Annotated in this window: 19 protein-coding genes and 3 tRNA genes; 19 read left to right on the top strand and 3 right to left on the bottom strand. The window is 71.9% G+C overall.

The genetic code is table 11. From position 1 onward, the window contains the following. Positions 1-4 precede the first annotated feature (4 nt). From ACIQWR_RS30085 to ACIQWR_RS30020, 14 genes are all read left to right on the top strand, one after another. Entirely contained in the window at positions 5-910 is a 906-nt protein-coding gene (locus tag ACIQWR_RS30085; RefSeq protein ID WP_354378917.1) for a LysR family transcriptional regulator, read from the top strand. Positions 911-1,011: 101 nt separating this feature from the next. After that, the gene (locus ACIQWR_RS30080; protein ID WP_404015879.1) at positions 1,012-1,566 is read left to right on the top strand and encodes a cysteine dioxygenase; all 555 of its coding nucleotides are present in this window, start codon (positions 1,012-1,014) and stop codon (positions 1,564-1,566) included. Further along, the gene (locus tag ACIQWR_RS30075; protein WP_404015878.1) at positions 1,566-2,618 is read left to right on the top strand and encodes a YeiH family protein; all 1,053 of its coding nucleotides are present in this window, start codon (positions 1,566-1,568) and stop codon (positions 2,616-2,618) included. Before ACIQWR_RS30080 ends, ACIQWR_RS30075 begins: the two co-directional genes overlap by 1 nt. A gap of 220 nt (positions 2,619-2,838) precedes the next feature. Continuing rightward, complete coding sequence (locus ACIQWR_RS30070; protein ID WP_404015875.1) at positions 2,839-3,792, top strand: trypsin-like serine peptidase; 954 nt, start codon at positions 2,839-2,841, stop codon at positions 3,790-3,792. A 46-nt stretch (positions 3,793-3,838) separates the two neighbouring features. Next, a tRNA-Ser gene (locus ACIQWR_RS30065) sits at positions 3,839-3,925 on the top strand. A gap of 209 nt (positions 3,926-4,134) precedes the next feature. Beyond that, a complete protein-coding gene (locus tag ACIQWR_RS30060) occupies positions 4,135-4,476 on the top strand; it encodes a DUF6344 domain-containing protein (protein ID WP_404015872.1) in 342 nt (113 codons plus the stop codon). A 747-nt stretch (positions 4,477-5,223) separates the two neighbouring features. Then, on the top strand, positions 5,224-5,535 hold the full coding sequence (locus ACIQWR_RS30055; RefSeq protein ID WP_399264591.1) for a hypothetical protein: 312 nt from the start codon (positions 5,224-5,226) through the stop codon (positions 5,533-5,535). 154 nt (positions 5,536-5,689) lie between these two features. Continuing rightward, the gene (locus ACIQWR_RS30050) at positions 5,690-6,856 is read left to right on the top strand and encodes an acyl-CoA dehydrogenase family protein (protein ID WP_404015869.1); all 1,167 of its coding nucleotides are present in this window, start codon (positions 5,690-5,692) and stop codon (positions 6,854-6,856) included. A 77-nt stretch (positions 6,857-6,933) separates the two neighbouring features. Beyond that, entirely contained in the window at positions 6,934-7,890 is a 957-nt protein-coding gene (locus ACIQWR_RS30045) for a bifunctional MaoC family dehydratase N-terminal/OB-fold nucleic acid binding domain-containing protein (protein ID WP_404016087.1), read from the top strand. Beyond that, entirely contained in the window at positions 7,890-8,960 is a 1,071-nt protein-coding gene (locus ACIQWR_RS30040; protein WP_404015866.1) for an acyl-CoA dehydrogenase family protein, read from the top strand. Before ACIQWR_RS30045 ends, ACIQWR_RS30040 begins: the two co-directional genes overlap by 1 nt. A gap of 18 nt (positions 8,961-8,978) precedes the next feature. Next, positions 8,979-9,371: a MaoC family dehydratase gene (locus ACIQWR_RS30035; protein WP_404016084.1), complete on the top strand. Its 393-nt coding sequence runs from the start codon at positions 8,979-8,981 to the stop codon at positions 9,369-9,371. Then, positions 9,368-10,534 (top strand): lipid-transfer protein, encoded by a 1,167-nt coding sequence (locus ACIQWR_RS30030; protein ID WP_404015863.1) that lies wholly within the window; start codon positions 9,368-9,370, stop codon positions 10,532-10,534. The genes ACIQWR_RS30035 and ACIQWR_RS30030 overlap by 4 nt, the downstream gene beginning before the upstream one ends. 170 nt (positions 10,535-10,704) lie before the next feature. Continuing rightward, entirely contained in the window at positions 10,705-11,277 is a 573-nt protein-coding gene (locus ACIQWR_RS30025) for a SigE family RNA polymerase sigma factor (protein ID WP_404015860.1), read from the top strand. Positions 11,278-11,395: 118 nt separating this feature from the next. Continuing rightward, positions 11,396-13,045 carry a long-chain fatty acid--CoA ligase gene (locus ACIQWR_RS30020; protein ID WP_404015857.1) on the top strand — a complete coding sequence of 550 codons (1,650 nt, stop codon included), beginning with the start codon at positions 11,396-11,398 and terminating at the stop codon, positions 13,043-13,045. Between the two features lie 51 nt (positions 13,046-13,096). On the opposite strand, the gene ACIQWR_RS30015 is transcribed toward ACIQWR_RS30020, so the two are convergent. The 3 genes from ACIQWR_RS30015 to ACIQWR_RS30005 form a co-directional block, all read right to left on the bottom strand. Continuing rightward, positions 13,097-13,672, bottom strand: coding sequence for an antibiotic biosynthesis monooxygenase (locus ACIQWR_RS30015; RefSeq protein WP_404015854.1), 576 nt, complete (start codon positions 13,670-13,672; stop codon positions 13,097-13,099). A 13-nt stretch (positions 13,673-13,685) separates the two neighbouring features. Next, positions 13,686-16,988 carry a PAS domain-containing protein gene (locus ACIQWR_RS30010; RefSeq protein WP_404015851.1) on the bottom strand — a complete coding sequence of 1,101 codons (3,303 nt, stop codon included), beginning with the start codon at positions 16,986-16,988 and terminating at the stop codon, positions 13,686-13,688. A 130-nt stretch (positions 16,989-17,118) separates the two neighbouring features. Continuing rightward, positions 17,119-17,547 (bottom strand): SSI family serine proteinase inhibitor, encoded by a 429-nt coding sequence (locus ACIQWR_RS30005; protein ID WP_404015847.1) that lies wholly within the window; start codon positions 17,545-17,547, stop codon positions 17,119-17,121. Between the two features lie 189 nt (positions 17,548-17,736). Here ACIQWR_RS30005 and ACIQWR_RS30000 point away from each other — a divergent pair. The 5 genes from ACIQWR_RS30000 to ACIQWR_RS29980 all read left to right on the top strand — a co-directional run bounded on the left by ACIQWR_RS30000 (position 17,737) and on the right by ACIQWR_RS29980 (position 20,042). Next, positions 17,737-17,827, top strand: a tRNA-Ser gene (locus ACIQWR_RS30000). A gap of 240 nt (positions 17,828-18,067) precedes the next feature. Next, positions 18,068-18,140: transfer RNA gene (locus ACIQWR_RS29995), tRNA-Arg, on the top strand. Positions 18,141-18,227: 87 nt separating this feature from the next. Continuing rightward, a complete protein-coding gene (locus ACIQWR_RS29990) occupies positions 18,228-18,593 on the top strand; it encodes a PH domain-containing protein (protein WP_330331580.1) in 366 nt (121 codons plus the stop codon). A gap of 118 nt (positions 18,594-18,711) precedes the next feature. Further along, on the top strand, positions 18,712-19,146 hold the full coding sequence (locus ACIQWR_RS29985; protein WP_404015844.1) for an Lrp/AsnC family transcriptional regulator: 435 nt from the start codon (positions 18,712-18,714) through the stop codon (positions 19,144-19,146). Positions 19,147-19,163: 17 nt separating this feature from the next. After that, positions 19,164-20,042 carry a DUF2797 domain-containing protein gene (locus tag ACIQWR_RS29980; RefSeq protein ID WP_404015840.1) on the top strand — a complete coding sequence of 293 codons (879 nt, stop codon included), beginning with the start codon at positions 19,164-19,166 and terminating at the stop codon, positions 20,040-20,042. Positions 20,043-20,050: the final 8 nt, after the last annotated feature.

Here is a 20,050-nt window from a genome sequence, read left to right as displayed (position 1 = left end):
GGTCGTGTTCGATTCGCGGCACATACGCACGTTTCACGAGGTGGTCGCCTCCGGGTCGTACTCGGCGGCCGCCCGCGTCCTGGGCTATACCCAGCCCGCGATCACCCAGCAGATGAAGGCCCTGGAGCGGGCCGTCGGCACCCCGCTGTTCACCCGGGTCGGTCGCCGCATGCAGCTCACCGAGGCGGGCAATTCGCTGGCCAGGCACGCGGAATCGATCCTCGGGTCCCTCTCCGCCGCCGAGGCGCAGATGAAGGCCTATGCGCGACTGCGTGCCGGCAGGGTCCGGCTGTGCGGATTCCCCAGTGTCAACGTCACCCTCGTCCCCGAGGCGTTGAGCGGGCTCGCCAAGGACCACCCCGGCGTGCAGGTGGAGCTGTTGGAAGGGGAACCCCCGGACTCGCTGCGCAGGCTGGAGCGCGGGGAGTGCGACATCACGCTGGCCTTCACCTATCCCGGTCTCCACGAGGAGATACCGGAGGAGGTGGCCGAGGTGAAGCTGCTGGAGGACCAGCTGACGGTGCTGCTGCCGACCGGCCACCCCCTGGCCCGCCGGCGCGCCGTGCACCTGGCGGACCTGGCGGAGGAGCGCTGGATCGCGGGCTGCCCGCGCTGCCGGGCCAACCTGCTGCACGAGTGCGCCGAGCTGGGGTTCGTCCCCGACATCCGGTTCTCCACCGACGACAACCTGGTCGTGCAGAGCCTGGTGGCCCAGGGACTCGGTGTGGCCATGATGCCGGCGCTGGTCCTTCCCTCGCTCTCGCTGAACAAGGTGTGCGGACGGCCGCTGGCGCCGATGGCCCGCCGCCACATCGCCGCCTACGTCTACCGGGACCACCTGCGAATACCGGCGACGGCGGCCGTCCTGGACGAGCTGAAGCGGGTGGCCGCCAACCGCGTCGGCTGCTGACCCGACGGGCACCGCCTCTCCCCCAATCCATAAGCGGCACTTGGGATTTCAGGTCGAAACTGTCGTTGGACGTGATGGATCGGCTGCCGGATGCTGCCGATATGACCACCACCACACCGGCCCGTACCACCGCGAGGATGGCCGCCCTCGTCGCTGAGATCCGTACGGTCGTGGACCGGGGGCTCGCACCCGACCTCACCGCCTATCTGGTCGGAGAGCTCGTCGCGCCCCAGCTGGGTACGCCCGACCTGCTCACCGAGGAGCAGCGCGAGGGCCACACCGACCGCTACCGGCAGCACATCCTGCACGCGGAGCCGGACGGCAGCTTCTCGGTGGTGGCACTGGTGTGGCTGCCCGGCCAGGAGACGAGCATCCACGACCACGTCTCGTGGTGCGTGGCCGGAGTCCACGAGGGCACGGAGAGCGAACGGCGCTACCGGCTCGCCCCGGCAACGGGCACCGCGGGAGCCCGGCTGGTGGCCACCGAGGAGATCCTCAACGGTCCCGGGGACGTCTGCGGGTTCGCGCCCCCCGGCGACATCCACAAGGTGCGCAACTCCTGTCGTACCAAGGCGATATCCCTCCACGTCTACGGCGCGGACGTCGCCCGCCTGGGAAGCAGCGTCCGGCGGGTCTACACGCTCCCCACCGACTGATGGCGCTGCTGCACCGGTCCACACCGCGCGTCGACGGGGACCGGCCTGTTTCACGTGAAACACCCACTTCCTGGCCCGGATTGGCCGCCGCGGTGGTCGGGGCCGCGATCGCCTGGGCCGTTCACCGGCTCGTGCCCGCCGTGCCCTGGCTCACCGCTTCGGTGGTGCTGGGCATCGCCGCCGCGCATCTGCCCCGGATCCGTACCTTCGTCCACGGAGCCGCCCGGCCGGGCCTGTCGCTCGCCGGTCGACGGCTGATGCGGATCGGGATCGTCCTGCTGGGCCTGGGGCTCGGTCTGGACGACGTGCTGGGGCTGGGCTGGGCCACGGTGGCCATGGTCGTCGCCGTGGTCGCCGCGACCTTCCTGGGCACGCTGTGGCTGGGCCGGCGGCTCGGGCTGCGCGGAGACCAGCCGCTGCTGATCGCGACGGGGTACTCGATCTGCGGAGCCTCGGCGATCGGTGCGGTCAGCGAGGTCTCCGGCAGCGACGAGGAGGACGTGGCCGCCTCGGTGGCACTGGTCACCTTGTGCGGCACCCTCGCCATCGCGGTCCTGCCGCTGCTCCAGGGACCGTTGGGGCTCACGGACCCGGAGTTCGGCCGGTGGGTGGGGGCCAGCGTGCACGACGTCGGCCAGGTCGTGGCCACCGCTCAGACCGCCGGGCCGGACGCGCTCGGGGAGGCTGTGCTCGTCAAGCTGATGCGGGTGGCCCTGCTGGCCCCGCTGGTGGCCGCCGTGGCCTTCTCGGTACGGGCCCGCCGGCGCGGGGTGCGCACCGCCTCGGGGCGGCGGCCGACACCGGTTCCGCTGTTCGTCGCAGGGTTCCTGGCGGCGGCCGCGCTGCGCGCCACCGGGGTCGTGCCCGAGGCCGCACTGGGCTGGGCCCACTCGGCGCAGGAGGCCCTGCTGGCCGCCGCGCTGTTCGGTCTGGGGACCGCGGTGCACCTGCCGACGCTGGCCCGGACCGGAGGGCGGGCCGCGGTGCTGGGCCTGAGCTCGTGGGCCGTTGTGGCGGGGGTCTCGTACGCCGGGGTCCTGCTCACCATGTAGCGCGCGACGAGGCGGAGTTCAGCCGTAGCGGGCCGAACCGGCCAATCAGCGCGACGCCCCGCTGACAATCGCGCACCACCGTGCCACGCTGCCCGGGCACGCCGCACTGCTGTACCAACGCACTGCCGCACCGCCGCACTGCCGATCCGCACCGACAACTCTTCCTACCCCACCCCTGCCCGGGTCCCACGGGCCCAGGGCACGGCAGAAGGAGTCATGCGTGAATCGTCATCGAACGGCCGCGTCCGTCCTCCTGGCCGCAGGCGCCCTGATAGCGGGCGTGCTCACGGCCGCGCCCGCGTCCGCGGCGTCCCCCCTCACCCCGGACCCCGGCTTCTGGACGGCGGCCCGGATGAGGGCGGCCACCCCGCTCGACGTGACGGCGGCCCCCGGATCCACCCGCAGCGCCCCGACGGCGGTCACCGGCCCCACGACGTTCGCCCCGACCGCTCCGTCCGCCCCGTCGGCCCATGACGCGTCCCCGAGCGCGTTCCCGCAGGCGGGCGGTGCCTGGACGGGCGGCGGCGCGATCGTGAAGACCTCCGGCCGGGTCTTCTTCACCATGGGTGACCGCACGGCCTCCTGCTCCGGCGACTCGATCACCAGCGCCAACGGCAGCACGGTCATCACCGCCGGCCACTGCGTGAAGTACCAGGGCGCCTGGCACACCAATTGGATCTTCGTCCCGGCGTACAACAACGGGAGCGCGCCGTACGGCCAGTGGTCCGCCACCAAGACCCTCGCGACCGACCAGTGGGTGGCGAGCGAGGACATGAACATGGACGTCGGCCTCGCCGTGGTCGCCCCGCTCGGCGGCCGCAAGCTCAGCGAGGTCGTCGGGGCCCAGGGCATCCAGTTCAACGGCGGCTACAACAAGAAGATGTACTCCTTCGGCTTCCCCGCGGCCGCGCCGTACGACGGCACGAAGCTCGTCTACTGCAGTGGCAACACGGGCAAGGACTTCCTCCTCACCAAGGACCACAGCCTGTCCTGCAACATGACGGGCGGCTCCAGCGGCGGCCCCTGGCTCCAGAACTTCGACGAGGCCACCGGCCTCGGCACGCAGGTCTCGGTGAACAGCTTCGGCTACACCTTCCTGCCGAACCGGATGTACGGCCCGTACTTCGGCGACGAGGCGAAGGCGGCCTACGACAGGGCCCAGACCTCCTCCTGACCGCAGCCCCCGTGCACCCCACCTGCCCGGTACTCTGTACCCGCCAGGTGGGTTGCCCGAGCGGCCTAAGGGAACGGTCTTGAAAACCGTCGTGGCAGCGATGTCACCGTGGGTTCAAATCCCACACCCACCGCACTGCGGACGAGCGGCCCCTGACCGGAAAAACCGGTCAGGGGCCGTTCTGCGTCCGGTTCCGCTGGGACTCCGCAAGCGGTGATGGGCCGACCGAGTGGTGTTTGTCGGAAGATCGGCGCGGGCGTGGGACTCGCTGCGCTTGCGGTCACATCATGACGAATGTATTCAGATCCGCCCGTCGGAACATCCTGGAATGAGGGGTTCGTCATGGCCAACAGCAGCACCTTCAAGTCGATCTGGACCAGTGTCCTCGCCGCACTCGTGGCGCTCTTCGCAGCCCTGGGTCTCGGTGGCAGCGTCGCCGCTCCCGTCGTGGCTTCCGTCTCGGCTCCCGCCGTCCCGGCCGGATCCGTGGCGCGGACGACGGCGGTGCCGTCCCGGCGGAGCTGGAGGGCGATGATGCGCGGCGGATCGCTGCCGCCGACCATCGCCCAGCGGATCCGCGCCGAAGCCCACGGTTCCACCCCCTCCGTCCGCAGCCGCTCCACGACCGCCGCCGCCCACGCCCAGTCGGACCGGTCCCGGGACGCGCTGGAACTCGTCGCCTGACGTGGGTCGGCAGTGCGGAAGCAGCTCGGAATCCGCTCGGAAGCAGTGCGGAACGCGGCAGTGCGGAAGTACGGCAGCGCGGTGGTGGAGCAGTTCAGCGGTGTAGAAGTCCAGTGGTGCAGCAGTTCAGCGGTACAGCAGTGCAGTGGTGCAGAAGCGGGCTTGGTCGTCAGGTCGGACCAGGTCGTACCGTTCGCAGGTAGCAGGTAGCAGGTAGCAGGTAGCAGGTAGCAGCTCGTACGCAGTACGCAGGTTTTGTGGGACAGCCAGCCCGATCAGGTGGTGCGCCGGTCGTTCGCGCACGGTCGGGCAGTGACTTTCAGTTGGACATCAGGTCGGCGAGAGCGCCCGTGGGGGCGTACCGCTCGGCCACCCCGGCGAGCGCCGGGGGCGTGCAGGGGGCGCGCGAGCGCGTGTGCAGGACCGCAGACCCGGGAGACGGTGGGGTTCCCGGACGGAGCGGTCCTCTTTGGCATGCCCGGGGCCAGTGGGATTGGCGGAACGCTTCGCCTCTTGTGTGCCGGGGGTTTCGCCCGTTGCGCGTGCGCTGATCAGGGGCTCTGGGGGCGTGAATGGGGTTTATCCGATGTTGCTCATGCTTGCGGGGGAATCGTGGGCTCCGGGGTGGTTCGCCGGGGATTCGGTGGGCAACTCTGGTCCAGCGACGTCGTCACCACAGAACGATCGAGGCGGTCGGCCAACTGCCTTGAAAACACCCCCGTTTCAGGTTCTCTGGAGGATAAAGACATGGCAAGCATCCGTACCGCCCGCGTCATCGCCACCGTCGCCGCGCTCCCCTTCGCCCTCGCCCTCTTCGGTGGGGTGGCGCACGCCGACAACGGCGGCTTCGCGAACGACGGGTCGAATGCGAGCGTCGCCAGCATCATCGGCAGCGGCGTGGGCGGGAACAACCACGGCAACTCCGCCACCACGCAGCAGGTGGCCACCGGCGCCGGCGCGTCCAACCAGAACAACTCCGCGCAGGTCAACGGCTCCGCCTTCACCGCGATCCATCAGTCGAACAGCAACGTCGCGGTGAACTTCCACCCCTGGTGGTAGCCGCCGCCTGAGCGCTGAGGGCGCCCGCGCGACCGGACCGGCTGGGGTCCGGTAGGCGCGGGCGCCCTCGCGCGTTCCCGACCTTGACATCGACAGGGAATCTGACGGACAGTCAGGTCCACTTGATGATGTGTGATGCCGGGAGGCCTGCGCCGTGCACCTCGCCCCGACCGAAGACCAGTTGCGGCTGCGTGCCGAACTGCGCGACTACTTCCAGAACGTGATGCCGGAGGGTGCGCCGCAGGACCCCGCGGGGCAGCGCGCGCTGCTGCGGCGCATCGGCGCCGACGGTCTGCTCGGCCTCGGCTGGCCCGTCGAGTACGGCGGTCAAGGGCGCGGACCCGACGAGCAGTTCGTCTTCTTCGACGAGGCGTACCGGGCCGGAGCGCCCGTTTCCATGGTCACGCTCAACACCGTCGGCCCGACACTGATGCGGTACGGGACCCAGGAGCAGAAGGAGTTCTTCCTCCCCCGGATCCTCAAGGGGGAGATCGTCTTCGCGATCGGCTACTCCGAGCCGGAGGCCGGCACCGACCTCGCTTCCCTGCGCACCAGGGCCGTGCGGGACGACACCGGGGCGGAGCAGGGCGAGTGGGTGATCGACGGGCAGAAGATCTTCACCTCGAACGCCCAGAACGCCGACTGGATCTGGCTCGCCTGCCGCACCGACCCGGAGGCCCCCAAGCACAAGGGCATCTCCATCATCCTCGTGCCCACGGACGCCCCGGGCTTCTCGTGGACGCCCATCGACACCGTCGGCGGTCTGACCACCACCTCGACCTATTACGACGGCATCCGCGTGCCGACCGGGAACCTCGTCGGCCCCGAGCACGGCGGGTGGGGCCTCATCACCAACCAGCTGAACCACGAACGCGTCGCCCTCGCCGCGATCGGGATGCAGGCCGAGGACTTCTACGACGCCGCCCTGACCCATGCCCGCACCGCCGATCCCGTCACCGGCGAGCGCCCGGCCGACCGGCCCTGGGTGCGGTCCCGGCTCGCGGAGGCACACGCGCGTCTGGCCGCCGTACGCCTGCTGAACTGGCGCCTCGTACAGGACGTGGGCGCCGGCAGCCTGGCCCCCGGAGACGCGAGCGGAGTGAAGTTCCTGGGCACCGAATCGACCGTCGAGGTGTACCGGATGTGCCAGGAAGTGGTCGGCGAGGAGGCCCTCGTGCGCGGTCCGGCGGCCTTCGCGGGCGGCGAGCTGGAGCGGATGAACCGCGCCGCGCAGATCAACACCTTCGGCGGCGGGGTCAGCGAGGTCCAGCGCGAGATCGTCGCCATGATGCGGCTCGGCATGAAGGGGAGGAAGCGGTGACCGCGACAACACGGAGCCAGGGCGAGGGCGAGGGCCAGGGCCGGGAACGAGAGCGGACGGAGACCGGAAGCGGGCCGGTGGACACGCTGTACCCGCTGCTCAAGGCCTTCGAAGGGCGGGCCGCCGCCACTTCGGGCCGGGGCAAGGACCCGGTCAACGAGCCGATGATCCGGCACTGGTGCGAGGCGATGGGCGACACCAACCCGGCCTACACCGGTCCCGAGGCGATAGCCCCGCCCACCATGCTCCAGGCCTGGACGATGGGCGGGCTCTCCGGCCACACCGACCGTTCCTCCGCCTACGACGAGCTGTTCGTCCTCCTCGACGGCGCCGGATACACCTCCGTGGTCGCCACCGACTGCGAGCAGGAGTACCTGCGACCCCTGCGCCCCGGCAACGAGGTCACCTTCGACGCCGTGATCGAATCCGTCTCCCCCCGCAAGACCACCAAGCTGGGCACCGGGCACTTCGTGACGACCCGGATGGACATCCGCGCCGACGGCGAACCCGCCGGCACCCACCGCTTCCGCATCCTGAAGTACGCCCCCGCCGCCCGACCCGAGGACCCGGCCCGACCCGAGGCCCAAACCCAGGCCGAGGCCCAAACCCAGGCCCGGTCCCAAGCCAAGGCCAAGGCCCTGCGCCCCCGCCCCGTCGTCAACCGCGACAACCGGGGTTTCTGGGCCGGGGTCCAGGAACACCGGCTGCTCATCCAGCGCTGCGCCTCCTGCGCGGCCCTCCGCTTCCCCTGGCTCCCGGGCTGCAACGACTGCGCGGGCCTGGACTGGGACACCGTCGAGGCGTCCGGCGCCGGGACGGTCTTCAGCTACGTCGTCATGCACCACCCGCCCTTCCCGGCCTTCGACCCCCCCTACGCGGTGGCGGTCGTCGAACTCGCCGAAGGCGTCCGGATGGTCAGCAACATCACCGGCGTCCCCTACGACAAGGTGCGCATCGGCATGCCCGTCCAGCTGGAGTTCCTGCGCGTCGACGAGGAACTGGAACTGCCCGTCTTCCGGGGGAGTGAGGGCTGATGGACTTCCGGCCCACCGAGGAGCAGGCCGCCGCCGTCGGTCTCGCCGCGCAGATCTTCCGGGACCTGGCGACCCACGAGCGCCTCGCGGCCGCGGGCACCGGGACCGACGCCGAGCTGTGGAAGGCCCTGGCGGGGTCCGGGCTGATCGCCGCGGTCGAGGACGTCGGACTGCTCGGCCTGGTGCTGCTGCTGGAGGAGCAGGGCCGCACCACCGCCCAGGTCCCCTTCGCCGCCACCTGCACGTACGGGCTGCTCGCCGTCGCCGCCCACGGCAGCGCCGAGCAGCGCGCCCGGCTGCTGCCCGCACTCGCCGCCGGCGAGGCGGTGGCCACCGGCGCCTTCCCGGCGCGCGGCCGCTTCACCGCGGACGCGCACGGACGCCTGACCGGTACGGCCCAGGCCGTGCCGTGGTTGCGCGATGCCACGCACGTCCTGGTCCCGAGCGCCGACCGGCAGCTGTGGCTCGTACGGACGGACGCACCCGGCGTCGGGACGGCCCCGCAGGAGACCACCGCCCCGTGGTCGGCGGGCCGGCTGGTCCTCGACGGCGCCGAAGCCGAACGACTCGGCGACGGCGGCGACGGTGACGCGGGCGGTGACGGCGCGGGCGGCGACGGCGACGCGTACGCAGCGGTGCTCGCGAGCGCGCGCACCGCCTTCGCCGGCCTCCAGGCGGGCGTCTGCGCGGGATCCCTGGCCCGGGCCGTCGCCTACACCGGCGAACGCGAGCAGTTCGGCCGCCCGCTCTCCACCAACCAGGGAGTCATGCTGCGCGCCGCGGACGCGTACATGGACACCGAGGCCATCCGGGTGACGGCGTACGAGGCGGCGTGGCGCATCGATCAGGGGCTCCCCGCGCACGAGCACGCGCTGACCGCCGCCTGGTGGGCCTCGGAAGGGGGCAAGCGGGTCGTGCACGCGGGCCAGCACCTGCACGGCGGGATGGGCGCCGACCTGGACCACCCCGTGCACCGGCACTTCCTCTGGGGGCGTCAGCTGGACGCGTACCTCGGCTGTGGCAGCGAACTTCTGGCGGAACTGGGCGCCGTACTGGCGCAGGAGGTCTGAGGGATGAGAGCCGACGCGATGAGGGTGGGCGACAGCCTGCCGCCGCTGGAGATACCGGTCACGCGCACGCTGATCGTCGCGGGCGCGATCGCCTCCCGCGACTACCAGGACGTGCACCACGACGCCTCGCTGGCGCGGGAGAAGGGCTCTCCGGACGTCTTCATGAACATCCTGACGACCAACGGTCTGGTCGGCCGGTACGTCACCGACCACCTCGGGCCGGGCGCCGTACTGCGTAGGGTGGCGATCCGTCTCGGCGCGCCGAACTATCCGGGCGACACGATGACCCTCACCGGCACGGTCACCGCCGTCGCCGAGGACACCGTCGAGATCAAGGTGGTCGGTGCCAACGGCATCGGCCACCACGTCACCGGCACGGTCACCGCGACCCTGACGGAGGGCCCGGAATGAGCGTCCACGCCCGGGACTCCCTCGGGGGCCGCGCCGCCATCGCCGGGATCGGCGCGACCGAGTTCTCCAAGGAATCGGGCCGCAGTGAACTGCGCCTCGCCGTCGAGGCCGTGCACGCCGCGCTCGACGACGCGGGGCTCACCCCCGCCGACGTGGACGGCATGGTCACCTTCACGATGGACACCAGTCCCGAGATCACCGTCGCCCAGGCCGCGGGCATCGGGGAACTGTCCTTCTTCTCCCGCATCCACTACGGCGGCGGGGCGGCCTGCGCCACCGTGCAACAGGCCGCGCTGGCCGTGGCGACCGGAGTCGCCGAGGTCGTCGTCTGCTACCGCGCCTTCAACGAGCGCAGCGGCCGCCGCTTCGGGTCCGGGGTGCAGCAGCGCGATCCGTCCGCGGAGGGCGCGGCGCTCGGCTGGTCCCTGCCCTTCGGCCTGCTCACCCCGGCCTCCTGGGTGGCGATGGCCGCGCAGCGCTACCTGCACGCGTACGGGCTCACCCCCGAGGCCTTCGGGCACGTGGCCGTCACCGGCCGCCGGCACGCCGCCACCAACCCGGCCGCATGGTTCCACGGCAAGCCGATCACCCTCGCCGATCACGCCGCCTCGCGCTGGATCGTCGAGCCCCTGCGGCTACTGGACTGCTGTCAGGAGACGGACGGCGGTCAGGCGATCGTCGTCACGAGCGTGGAGCGGGCCCGCGAGCTGCGCCGGGCACCCGTCGTCATCACGGCGGCGGCGCAGGGGGCGGGGCGCCGCCAGGAGGCGATGACGAGCTTCTACCGGGACGACCTCACCGGCCTGCCGGAGATGGACGTGGTGGCCCGGCAGCTGTGGCGGACCAGCGGGCTGCGCCCCTCCGACATCGACGTCGCCATCCTCTACGACCACTTCACGCCCTTCGTGCTGATGCAGTTGGAGGAGTTCGGCTTCTGCAAGCCGGGGGAAGCCGCCGATTACGTCGCCGCCGACGCGCTCCCCCTCAACACCCACGGGGGCCAGCTCGGCGAGGCGTACCTGCACGGCATGAACGGCATCGCCGAGGCGGTGCGCCAACTGCGCGGCAGTTCGGTCAACCAGGTCGCGGGCGCGGCCCACGCCCTGGTCACGGCCGGAACGGGGGTGCCGACCTCCGGCCTGGTGCTGGGCGTCGACGTCTAGAACGTCCCCGGGACCCGGGCCGGGAACGCCGCGGAGCCCCAGGCGCGCGGTCCCCCACCTCCTCCACCTACAGGAGGTGGGGGAAACCCCCCGCCTACAACCTGAGAGGGACGTGGCTTCGGCACCTGCGGCCGATCCCCCGGGCTGCCGCCGCTCCTAGCGTGGGGGGTATGACCACGCCAGTGTGCACGTACGCATCGAACCAGTCGTCGCACCCGTCGTCGCACCGGTCCTACCCGTCGTACCCGTCGTACCCGTCGTTCTCGTCGTACGTACGGACCCGGGGGACGTCCCTGATGCGTACGGCGCGCTCGCTGACCGCCAACCCGTGCGATGCCGAGGACCTGCTGCAGACGGCCCTCGCCAAGACCTACGTCGCATGGGACCGGATCGAGGACCACCGGGCCCTCGACGGCTACGTCCGCCGGACCCTGGTCAACACCCGCACCTCCCAGTGGCGCAAGCGCAAGGTCGACGAGTTCTCCTGCGACGAGCTGCCGGAGACGGACGTGGCGCCGGCCGCCGATCCCGCCGAGGCGCAGGCACTGCGCGACGCGATGTGGCGCGCGGTGACCCGGCTGCCCGACCGGCAGCGGGCCATGGTGGTGCTGCGCTACTACGAGGACCTGAGCGAGGCCCAGACCGCCGAGCTGCTCGGGGTCTCGGTCGGCACGGTCAAGAGCGCCGTCTCCCGGGCCCTGGTCAAGCTGCGCGAGGATCCGGAGCTCACTCCCGTCCGCTGATGTTTCACGTGAAACAGTGACTCGCCCTCTCCGGGTAGTGACATGCCGACCGGTACGTGAGCAGAATCGGCAGCATCCGTAGCCGCCGCAGCGCTGCAGCGCCCACCGGGAGGACGCTTTGCTGAGCACCATGCAGGACGTACCACTGCTCGTCAGCCGCATACTTCGACACGGCATGACGATCCACGGAAAGTCCCAGGTCACGACCTGGACCGGGGAGGCCGAGCCGCACCGGCGCAGCTTCGCGGAGATCGGTGTCCGTGCCACCCGGCTGGCCAACGCCCTGCGGGACGAGCTGGGTGTCCAGCAGGACGACCGCGTGGCCACGCTCATGTGGAACAACGCCGAGCACGTGGAGGCGTACTTCGCGATCCCCTCCATGGGGGCGATCCTGCACACGCTGAACCTGCGGCTGCCCCCCGAGCAGCTGGTCTTCATCGTGAACCACGCCGTCGACCGGGTCGTGCTCGTCAACGGCACCCTGCTGCCGCTGCTGGCTCCGCTGCTGCCGCACCTGCCCACCATCGACCACGTCGTGGTGTCGGGCATCGGTGACCGCTCGGTGCTCGACGGCCTGGACGTCCAGGTGCACGAGTACGAGGACCTGCTGGCCGGCCGCCCGGACACCTACGCCTGGCCGGAGCTGGACGAACGCCAGGCCGCCGCCATGTGTTACACCTCCGGCACCACCGGGGACCCCAAGGGCGTCATCTACTCCCACCGCTCCATCTACCTGCACTCCATGCAGGTCAACATGACCGAGTCGATGGGTCTGACCGACCGCGACACCAGCCTCGTCGTGGTCCCGCAATTCCATGTCAACGCCTGGGGCCTGCCGCACGCCACCTTCATGACCGGCATCAACATGCTGATGCCGGACCGCTTCCTGCAGGCCGCTCCGCTCGCCGAGATGATCGAGCGCGAGCGCCCCACGCACGCGGCGGCCGTCCCCACCATCTGGCAGGGGCTGCTCGCCGAGGTCACCGCGAATCCGCGCGACCTGACCTCCATGAAGCACGTGACCATCGGCGGCTCGGCCTGCCCGCCCTCCCTCATGGAGGCCTACGACAAGCTCGGCGTCCGCGTCTGCCACGCCTGGGGCATGACCGAGACCTCCCCGCTGGGCACCATGGCCCACCCGCCGGCCGGTCTGAGCGCCGAGGAGGAGTGGCCGTACCGCCTCACCCAGGGCCGCTTCCCGGCGGGCGTGGAACCGCGGCTGGTCGGTCCGGGCGGCGACGTGCTCCCCTGGGACGGCGAGTCCGCGGGCGAGCTGGAGGTGCGCGGCAACTGGATCGCGGGCGCCTACTTCGGCGGTGCGACGGGTGAACCGCTGCGTCCCGAGGACAAGTTCAGTGCCGACGGCTGGCTCAAGACGGGCGACGTCGGCGTGATCGGCCCCGACGGCTTCCTGACGCTGACGGACCGGGCCAAGGACGTCATCAAGTCCGGCGGGGAATGGATCTCCAGCGTCGCATTGGAGAACGCCATCATGGCCCACCCCGAGGTCGCCGAGGCGGCCGTGGTGGCCGTCCCGGACCAGAAGTGGGGCGAGCGACCGCTGGCCACGGTGGTCCTCAAGGAGGGCGCGACGGTGGACTACGTCGGCCTGCGGGCCTTCCTCGCCCAGTCCATCGCCAAGTGGCAGCTGCCGGAGCGCTGGTCGATCATCGAGTCCGTACCGAAGACGAGCGTCGGCAAGTTCGACAAGAAGGTGATCCGCAAGCAGTACGCGGAAGGCGCCCTGGACGTCACCACGCTCGACTAGCCGGCCCCGCGGCCGACGACGGGGGGCCCGGAAGGTTCCGGGCCCGCCGGGTCAGCCGCGCGTGAGCCACGGCCGCAGCAGCTTGCTGACGGCGGGCATGGCGACGTACGTCATCAGGGTGCTGAAGACGACGGCGAAGGCGGCCGTCCGCAGCACGAAGTGCACGTTCGCGAGGTAGGGCCCGAGCAGCGCGTTGCCGAGCAGCGAGATCGGGAAGATGGCCAGGCCCGAACTGACCGCCATCTTCCAGCGCGGCGGCGCCGGCCGGGTGGTACCGGGCTTGGCGAACCACGTCTCCATGCCGTGCAGTTCGCGCCGGGCTATCTCGGTGTGCTGATGGCCGTGGCAGTTGGCGAACCACTCGGCCCGCTCGGCCGAGTCCTGCCACCGCTGGAAGGCCTCCTGATGGCGGAAGCGGTGGACGAGGAACCACGGCCCGCCCTCGGTCGCCGGGCGGAACAAGCCGTACCCGAGGTGGTCCGGGAAGGTCGCCGCGGTCTCCAGGATCCCGCGCGCCCAGACCTCGAACGCCTCCTCGTGGCCCGGCTCCACCTGCCGGGCGATGAGGAGGCTCACCTCTCCGTTGTCGGCGGGGACGGTGTGTTCGGTCGTGTCGATGATGGCCATCGGACCAGGGTGGCTAATTGGTCCCGATCTTGGCGAGCAGGTCCACGATGCGGCCCTGCACCTCCGCCGTGGTGGACCGTTCGGCGAGGAACAGCACGCTCTCGCCGGAGCCGAGCCGCGGCAGCTCGGACGGGTCGATCCCGGCGGTCGTGTAGACGACCAGCGGGGTCCGGTTCAGCTGCCCGTTGGCGCGCAGCCAGTCCACGATCCCGGCCCGCCGCCGACGGACCTGCATCAGGTCCATGACCACGAGGTTCGGCCGCATCCGGCTGGCCAGGTCCACCGCGTCGGTGTCGGCGCCCGCCCGTGCCACCTGCATCCCGCGCCGCTCCAGGGCGGCGGTGAGCGCGGTGGCGATCTCGTCGTGCTGCTCGATCAGCAGCACGCGGGAGGGGTGCTGCTCGCTGTCGCGCGGAGCGAGCGCCTTGAGGAGCACGGCGGGATCCGCGCCGTACGCCGCTTCGCGCGTCGCGTGCCCCAGCCCGGCCGTCACCAGGACGGGCACCTCGGCGGCCACGGCGGCCTGGCGCAGTGACTGAAGGGCCGTCCGGGTGATGGGCCCGGTCAGCGGGTCCACGAACAGCGCGGCGGGGAACGCGGCGATCTGCGCGTCCACTTCCTCGCGCGAGTGCACGATCACCGGACGGTAGCCGCGCTCGCTCAGCGCCTGCTCGGTCTGTACGTCCGGGGCGGGCCAGACCAACAGCCGCCGCGGGTTGTCCAGCGGCTCGGGCGGCAGCTCGTCGTCCATCGGGCGCGGTGCGGGCCGGTTGACCACCTCGACGGCGCCACCGGGCCCGTCGAGCGGCTCGGGGCCCTCCGCGGCGCCGGCTTCGGGTGCTCCTATGGCGAAGGCCCGACCCTGGGGCGCGGGTTCGGACAGCCGCCGCCTGCGGCCGGAGCCGGAGTCAACGGCGATGCCCTGGCCCAGGGTGCTGCCCAGGGGACGCACGCTGATCGGCTGGCCGGCCGGAGCCGGGGCCGCGGTGTCCGCGGACTGCCGGGCACCGGGCAGCGCCACCGCGGCGGCCGGCTCCTCGTCCTCGGGAGCGGTCCGCGCGGCCGGGACCGGCCAGGCGGGAGTGGCCGGCAGGGCCCGGCGCCGCCCGGTGGGCGACTCGGGGGACGCGTCGGGCTCCGCCTTGACCAGCGGCGCGGCCTTGGCCGGTGCCGGGGGCGCGAGGGGGGCCTGCGGTGCGGAGGTCTGCGGAGCGGCAGCCTGCGGTGCGGGTGGCTGCGGGCTGCCGAGCGCCCGCCGGACACCGGCGTTGCTGGTCCCGGTGCCGGGCACGGGCGTCGCGGGCGCCAGGCCCGTGGCCGGTACGGGCCGTTGGGGGCGGTCCGCTCCGTCGTCGCCCTGTGCGGGGCCCAGCGCGCGGCGGCGGCCCGCGGGGGCCTCGCCGGGCGGTCCCTGCACGGGAGCGGGCGGAAGGGCGGGCATGCCCTGCGGGGGCACCGGCCGCCGGGCCGGGCCGTCCTCGGGTCCGTTGCCGCCGTTGCCGTCAGTGCTGTCCGTGCCGTCCGCGGGGCCACCGCTGTCGCCGTCACCGGCACGGCCGCGCCGGCGACCCGTACCGAGACCGGCCGGGTTCACCGGGGACTGGGCCAGACCGCCGCCCGCGGGGGCGTCGGCGGCCTCCACGGCATCGCCCGCGCGGCGCCGCCCGGACGGCAGCGCGAGCGCGCCGCCCGCACCGGGCTCGCGCGCGGGGGGCTGACCGGAACGGACCTCGTCGTCGAGGAAGGCGTCGACGCCGCGCCGGGCCCGACGGCCACCGGGACCGTCCTTGACCTCGCCCGCGCCGTCCTCGCCCCGGCCGGCCGCCGCGGGCTCGGGCGGCGGGTCCGGCAGGGTCACCGTGCCCGCCCCGGCGCCCAGGGGAAGTTCCAGGACGAATGCGCCGCCGGGCGCGCCGGGCACCTTCACGGTCTGGAGGACTCCGCCGTGCGCGGCCACGATGCCCCGCACGATCGGCTCGTGCACCGCGTTGCCCCCGCTGTACGGGCCGCGCACCTCGATCCGTACGACCTTGCCGCGCTGTGCGGCGGCGACCACGATCGTCGAGTCCGTGTAGCCGCTGCCCTGGGGGGTCTTGCCGGTGGCGTCCACCCCGGCGACGTCCGCGATCAGGTGGGCCAGCGCCGTGGAGATCCGGTCCGCGTCCACCTCGGCCTCGATGGTCGGGGCGTGGACGGCGAACTGCACGCGCCCCGGCCCGATCAGTTCGACCGCGCCGTCGACACCGGCCGTGACGACCCCGTCGATCAGCACCTTCTTCTTCGTGAGCTTCTCGGTGCCCGAGTCCAGCCGCTGGAAGCCCAGCACGTTGTCGACCAGCGTGGTCATCCGGGCGTAGCCCGCCGACAGGTGGTGCAGCAGTTGGTTCGCCTCGGGCCACAACTGCCCGGCGTCGTCCGCGGCCAGGGTGGCCAGTTCGCCCCGCAGCTCCTCCAGCGGGCCCCGCAGGGAGTCACCGAGGACCGCCAGGAGCTGCGCGTGGCGCGCCGCCAGGGCGTCGTAGGGGCGCCGGTCGGTGAAGGTCATCACGGCCCCCACCAGAAGTTCTCCGTCGCGCACCGGTGAGGTCGTCAGGTCGACGGCGACGGGCTTGCCGCTCTTGTTCCACAGCACCTGTCCGCGCACCCGGTGCTTGCGTCCGCTGCGCAGGGTGTCGGCGAGCGGGGACTCGTCGAAGGGGAACGGCGAACCGTCGGCGCGCGAGTGCTGGATCAGGCCGTGCAGTTCGCGGTTGCCCAGGTCGGTCGCGCGGTATCCGAGGATCTGCGCGGCGGCCGGATTGACCAGCACCACGCGTCCGTCGGTGTCCGTGCCGACGACGCCCTCGGCGGCGGCGCGCAGGATCATCTCGGTCTGGCGCTGCGAGCGGGCCAGCTCGTTCTCGGTGTCGAGGGTTCCCGTGAGGTCGCGCACGACGAGCATCAGCAGTTCGTCACCCGTGTAGCCGGGGCTCGGGTCGCGGTAGGCGTCGCGGCCGTCGAGGTTGGCGCTGGTGACCTCGACCGGGAACTCGTTGCCGTCGGTGCGGCGCGCGACCATGCGCGTCGGCGTGGCGCGCTGTTCCTTGTCCTCGTCGGGACGGCGCATGGAACCCGGGATCAGCTTCGAGTCGAATCCGGGCAGGAGGTCGAGCACTCCGCGCCCCACGAGTCCCGTTCCGGGACTCTCCAGCATCTCGAGCGCGATCGAATTGGCGTTGACGACTGTGCCGTTGGCGTTCACGAGCAACAGTGCGTCAGGAAGAGCATCGAGTATTGCTGCGAGGCGAGCAGCGCCTCGGGATGGCCTGCTGCTCACGACGAGCTTCCTCCCTGACCACGACTACCGGCATGTCACGGGAGGAGTCTAAGGCCACCTCCCCCCGGCGGGACGGCGGATGCGGTGCCCGAGTCGGGCATATCCCGCATCCCGACCGCATCCTCCCTGGTCAGGAACGCGCACTCGGAAGCAGAGGTTCCAAGTCGTTCCACCGGCGGATCTCGCACCCGTTGCTGCGGTCGAACCGGGCGTTCACCTCGTGTCCGTGCCAGGTTCCGGTGACCCGGGCGGTCGCCGGACCGCCGTCCTGCAGGGTGCAGATCTGCCGCTTGGAGACCGGGGCGAAGGGGTCTTTGTGTTCCTTGGCGAATTCGGCGAGCCGCGCGCACGCCTTGGCCGCCTGCGGGTGCGTACCGCTCGGCGGCGCACCGCACTCCAGTCGGTACTCCCCGTCGGCGCGCGGATTGCCGGTGGCGGACACGCTGACGGTGAGCCGGTCGGGTGGTGCCAGCAGGCCCAGGGGCAGCGGTGGGAGCGGTCCGGTGGCGGCGGCAACCAGGGCGGAGGTGGTGACGGCGAAGGCGGCGAGACGCAGCATGGGGCACTCCAGGTCGTCCGTACGTCGTACGCCTGCCCAACGACGCGCCCGCCCCGATGTTCCGTGGGCAATGCGTGCTCTTAAGGCTTTGCCCTGAGGGCTCGCTGCCTAGTACCGTGAGAGCGGATTGGTGAGCGGCCCTGCGCCTGTGTCATCATCTGCACGCACCTTCGTACGCGGAGGTGTGCTGGAGGCGTCGCCTAGTCCGGTCTATGGCGCCGCACTGCTAATGCGGTTTGGGGCTTACCCCCCATCGAGGGTTCAAATCCCTCCGCCTCCGCACCTCACCGAAGCCCCGGTCCTCTTGGACCGGGGCTTCGGTGCGTTCCGGGCGCGAAAGGCGGCGCAGACCCTCGTGATCCGGCCGTGGAGGCGTGGGGGACGCCCGCCGAGGAATCACCCGTTCCAGGGTGTTTCCGCAGGTCAGAGGCCATGTGGCCAATGGATTTCGCGTCCCGCCGAGGTCCATGTATTGTTGTTCTCGCAAGGCCAACGGGGCGCAAAACCCCGGGAAGCACAAGCACTCGTAGCTTAACGGATAGAGCATCTGACTACGGATCAGAAGGTTGCAGGTTCGAATCCTGCCGAGTGCACAGCCCAAGAGGCCCCCTGGAGAAATCCAGGGGGCCTCTTGCGTTGAACCTGTCGGTGAGCCTGTCAACGGAACGAGGGGGGCCCTCATGGGTCTGTTCGGGAACGCGCACACGGTCGACCCCGTGTCGGCGCAGCGGGACTACGCGCGGCTGCTGGGGCACGGGGAGCAGGTGCACGCCGCGTACCTGTTGATACGCGACACGATCCTCTTCACCGACCGGCGGCTCGTGCTGGTCGACAAGCAGGGGATCACGGGCAAGAAGGTGGAGTACCACTCGGTGCCCTACCGCAGCATCACGCACTTCTCCGTGGAGACGGCCGGGCACTTCGATCTGGACGCCGAGCTGAAGATCTGGATCTCGGGTACCGCGGCGCCCCTGCAGAAGACCTTCACCAAGGGCGTCGACATCTATGAGGTCCAGGCGATCCTGACGCAGTTCGTCGCCCGCTAGCGGCGACGGGCCGAATGAAATTTGGCCCGATGGTGGTATCGCAGGATGCGGTACCGTCTCGATGAGGGTCGCCGGAGTCGCCGGGACCCGCGGGACACCGGCGGGGCGGTAGGCACACGTGGACGACATCGACCGGGCGTTGATCTTGCGACTGCAGGAGGACGCCGGACAGTCCTACGCCGCCCTCGGCGCCGCCGTCGGGCTCTCCGCCGGGGCCACCCACGAGCGGGTGCGCAAGCTGCGCGAGCGCGGGGTCATCCGGCGGACCACCATCGACGTGGACCCCGCGGCCGTCGGCAGCGGGGTCCTCGCCTACGTCCACGTCGACTCCACCGCCTGGATGGGTGAGTCCGAGGCCGCCTTCGCGGCGATCCCGGAGATCCAGGAGGCCCACATCATCGCGGGCACCGCCTCTGTCCTCGTCAAGGTCCGCACGGCCACGACCGAGCGGCTCCAGGACGTCCTGCGCAGGCTCTACGCCATCGAAGGCGTGAGCGGCACGCAGGCGACCGTGGTCCTGGAGACCTTCTTCGAGCGGCCGCTCCCGCTGTGACCTGGCGGTGCACCGGCATGGGGTGGAGCGGCGGGCAGCCCTCCATCGGCTGGTACGCCGAGAGCCGCGGCCCGGGCCCCGGGGCTGGCGAGCGCCGGAGCGTGCTCGCCTACGGGCAGCGCCTCTCCTTCGTCGGCCGGGGCGAGCGGCGCTGCCTCGGCGTCCGCCGGGCCGGGAAGCGGACGCCCTGTCCCACCGCCGCCACCGTCTCCGAGCGCGCGGGCAACGCCCAGTGCCCCGAGTGCGCCCGGCTGGACCGGTCCTTCTCGGTGGCCGCCGACACCAACGTCGCGGATCCGCGCACCTACCGCGTCTACCTCGCCTGGTTCGGGCCCGGCCTGGTCAAGGTCGGCCTCACCGCCGAGGAGCGCGGTCCGGACCGGTTGCGCGAGCAGGGCGCGGTGACCTGGAGCTGGCTCGGGCGCGGACCGTTGATGGCGGCCCGGCGCACCGAGGAACTGCTGCGGGCCGCCCTCGGGGTGCCCGACCGGATCGCCTACGCCCGCAAGCGCGCCGTACGGGCGCAGCTGCCGCCCGCCGAGGAGCGGGCCCGGGAGGTGGCCGAGCTGCACGCGCGGGCCGGCGCGCTCGCCGGCTGGCCCGAATCGCTGGAGCGCACGGGGTGCGAGGTCGCCGACCACGCCGGGCTGTTCCGGCTGGACGCCCTGCCGGTGCCCGCGCGGGGGCTCACCGGGATGATCCCCGGCGGAGCCGTCGAAGGACTGCTGGTGGGCGCGGCCGGGCCGGACCTGCACTTCGCCGACGGGCTCGTGGTCGACACCCGGCTGCTGGCCGGCTGGGCGCTCGTCGCCCCGGAGGGGCCGCACCCGCCGGTGCCCGCGCCGTGGACGGACCTCGCGCCCCCGCCCGCCGCCGAGCAGGACGGGCTCTTCTGACCCCGGGC

It is taken from the genome of Streptomyces sp. NPDC098789 (genome assembly GCF_044759975.1).
Taxonomy (GTDB): Bacteria; Actinomycetota; Actinomycetes; order Streptomycetales; family Streptomycetaceae; genus Streptomyces.
Note: the sequence above shows the minus strand (reverse complement) of the source record. Positions and strands in the feature narration are given on the sequence as shown.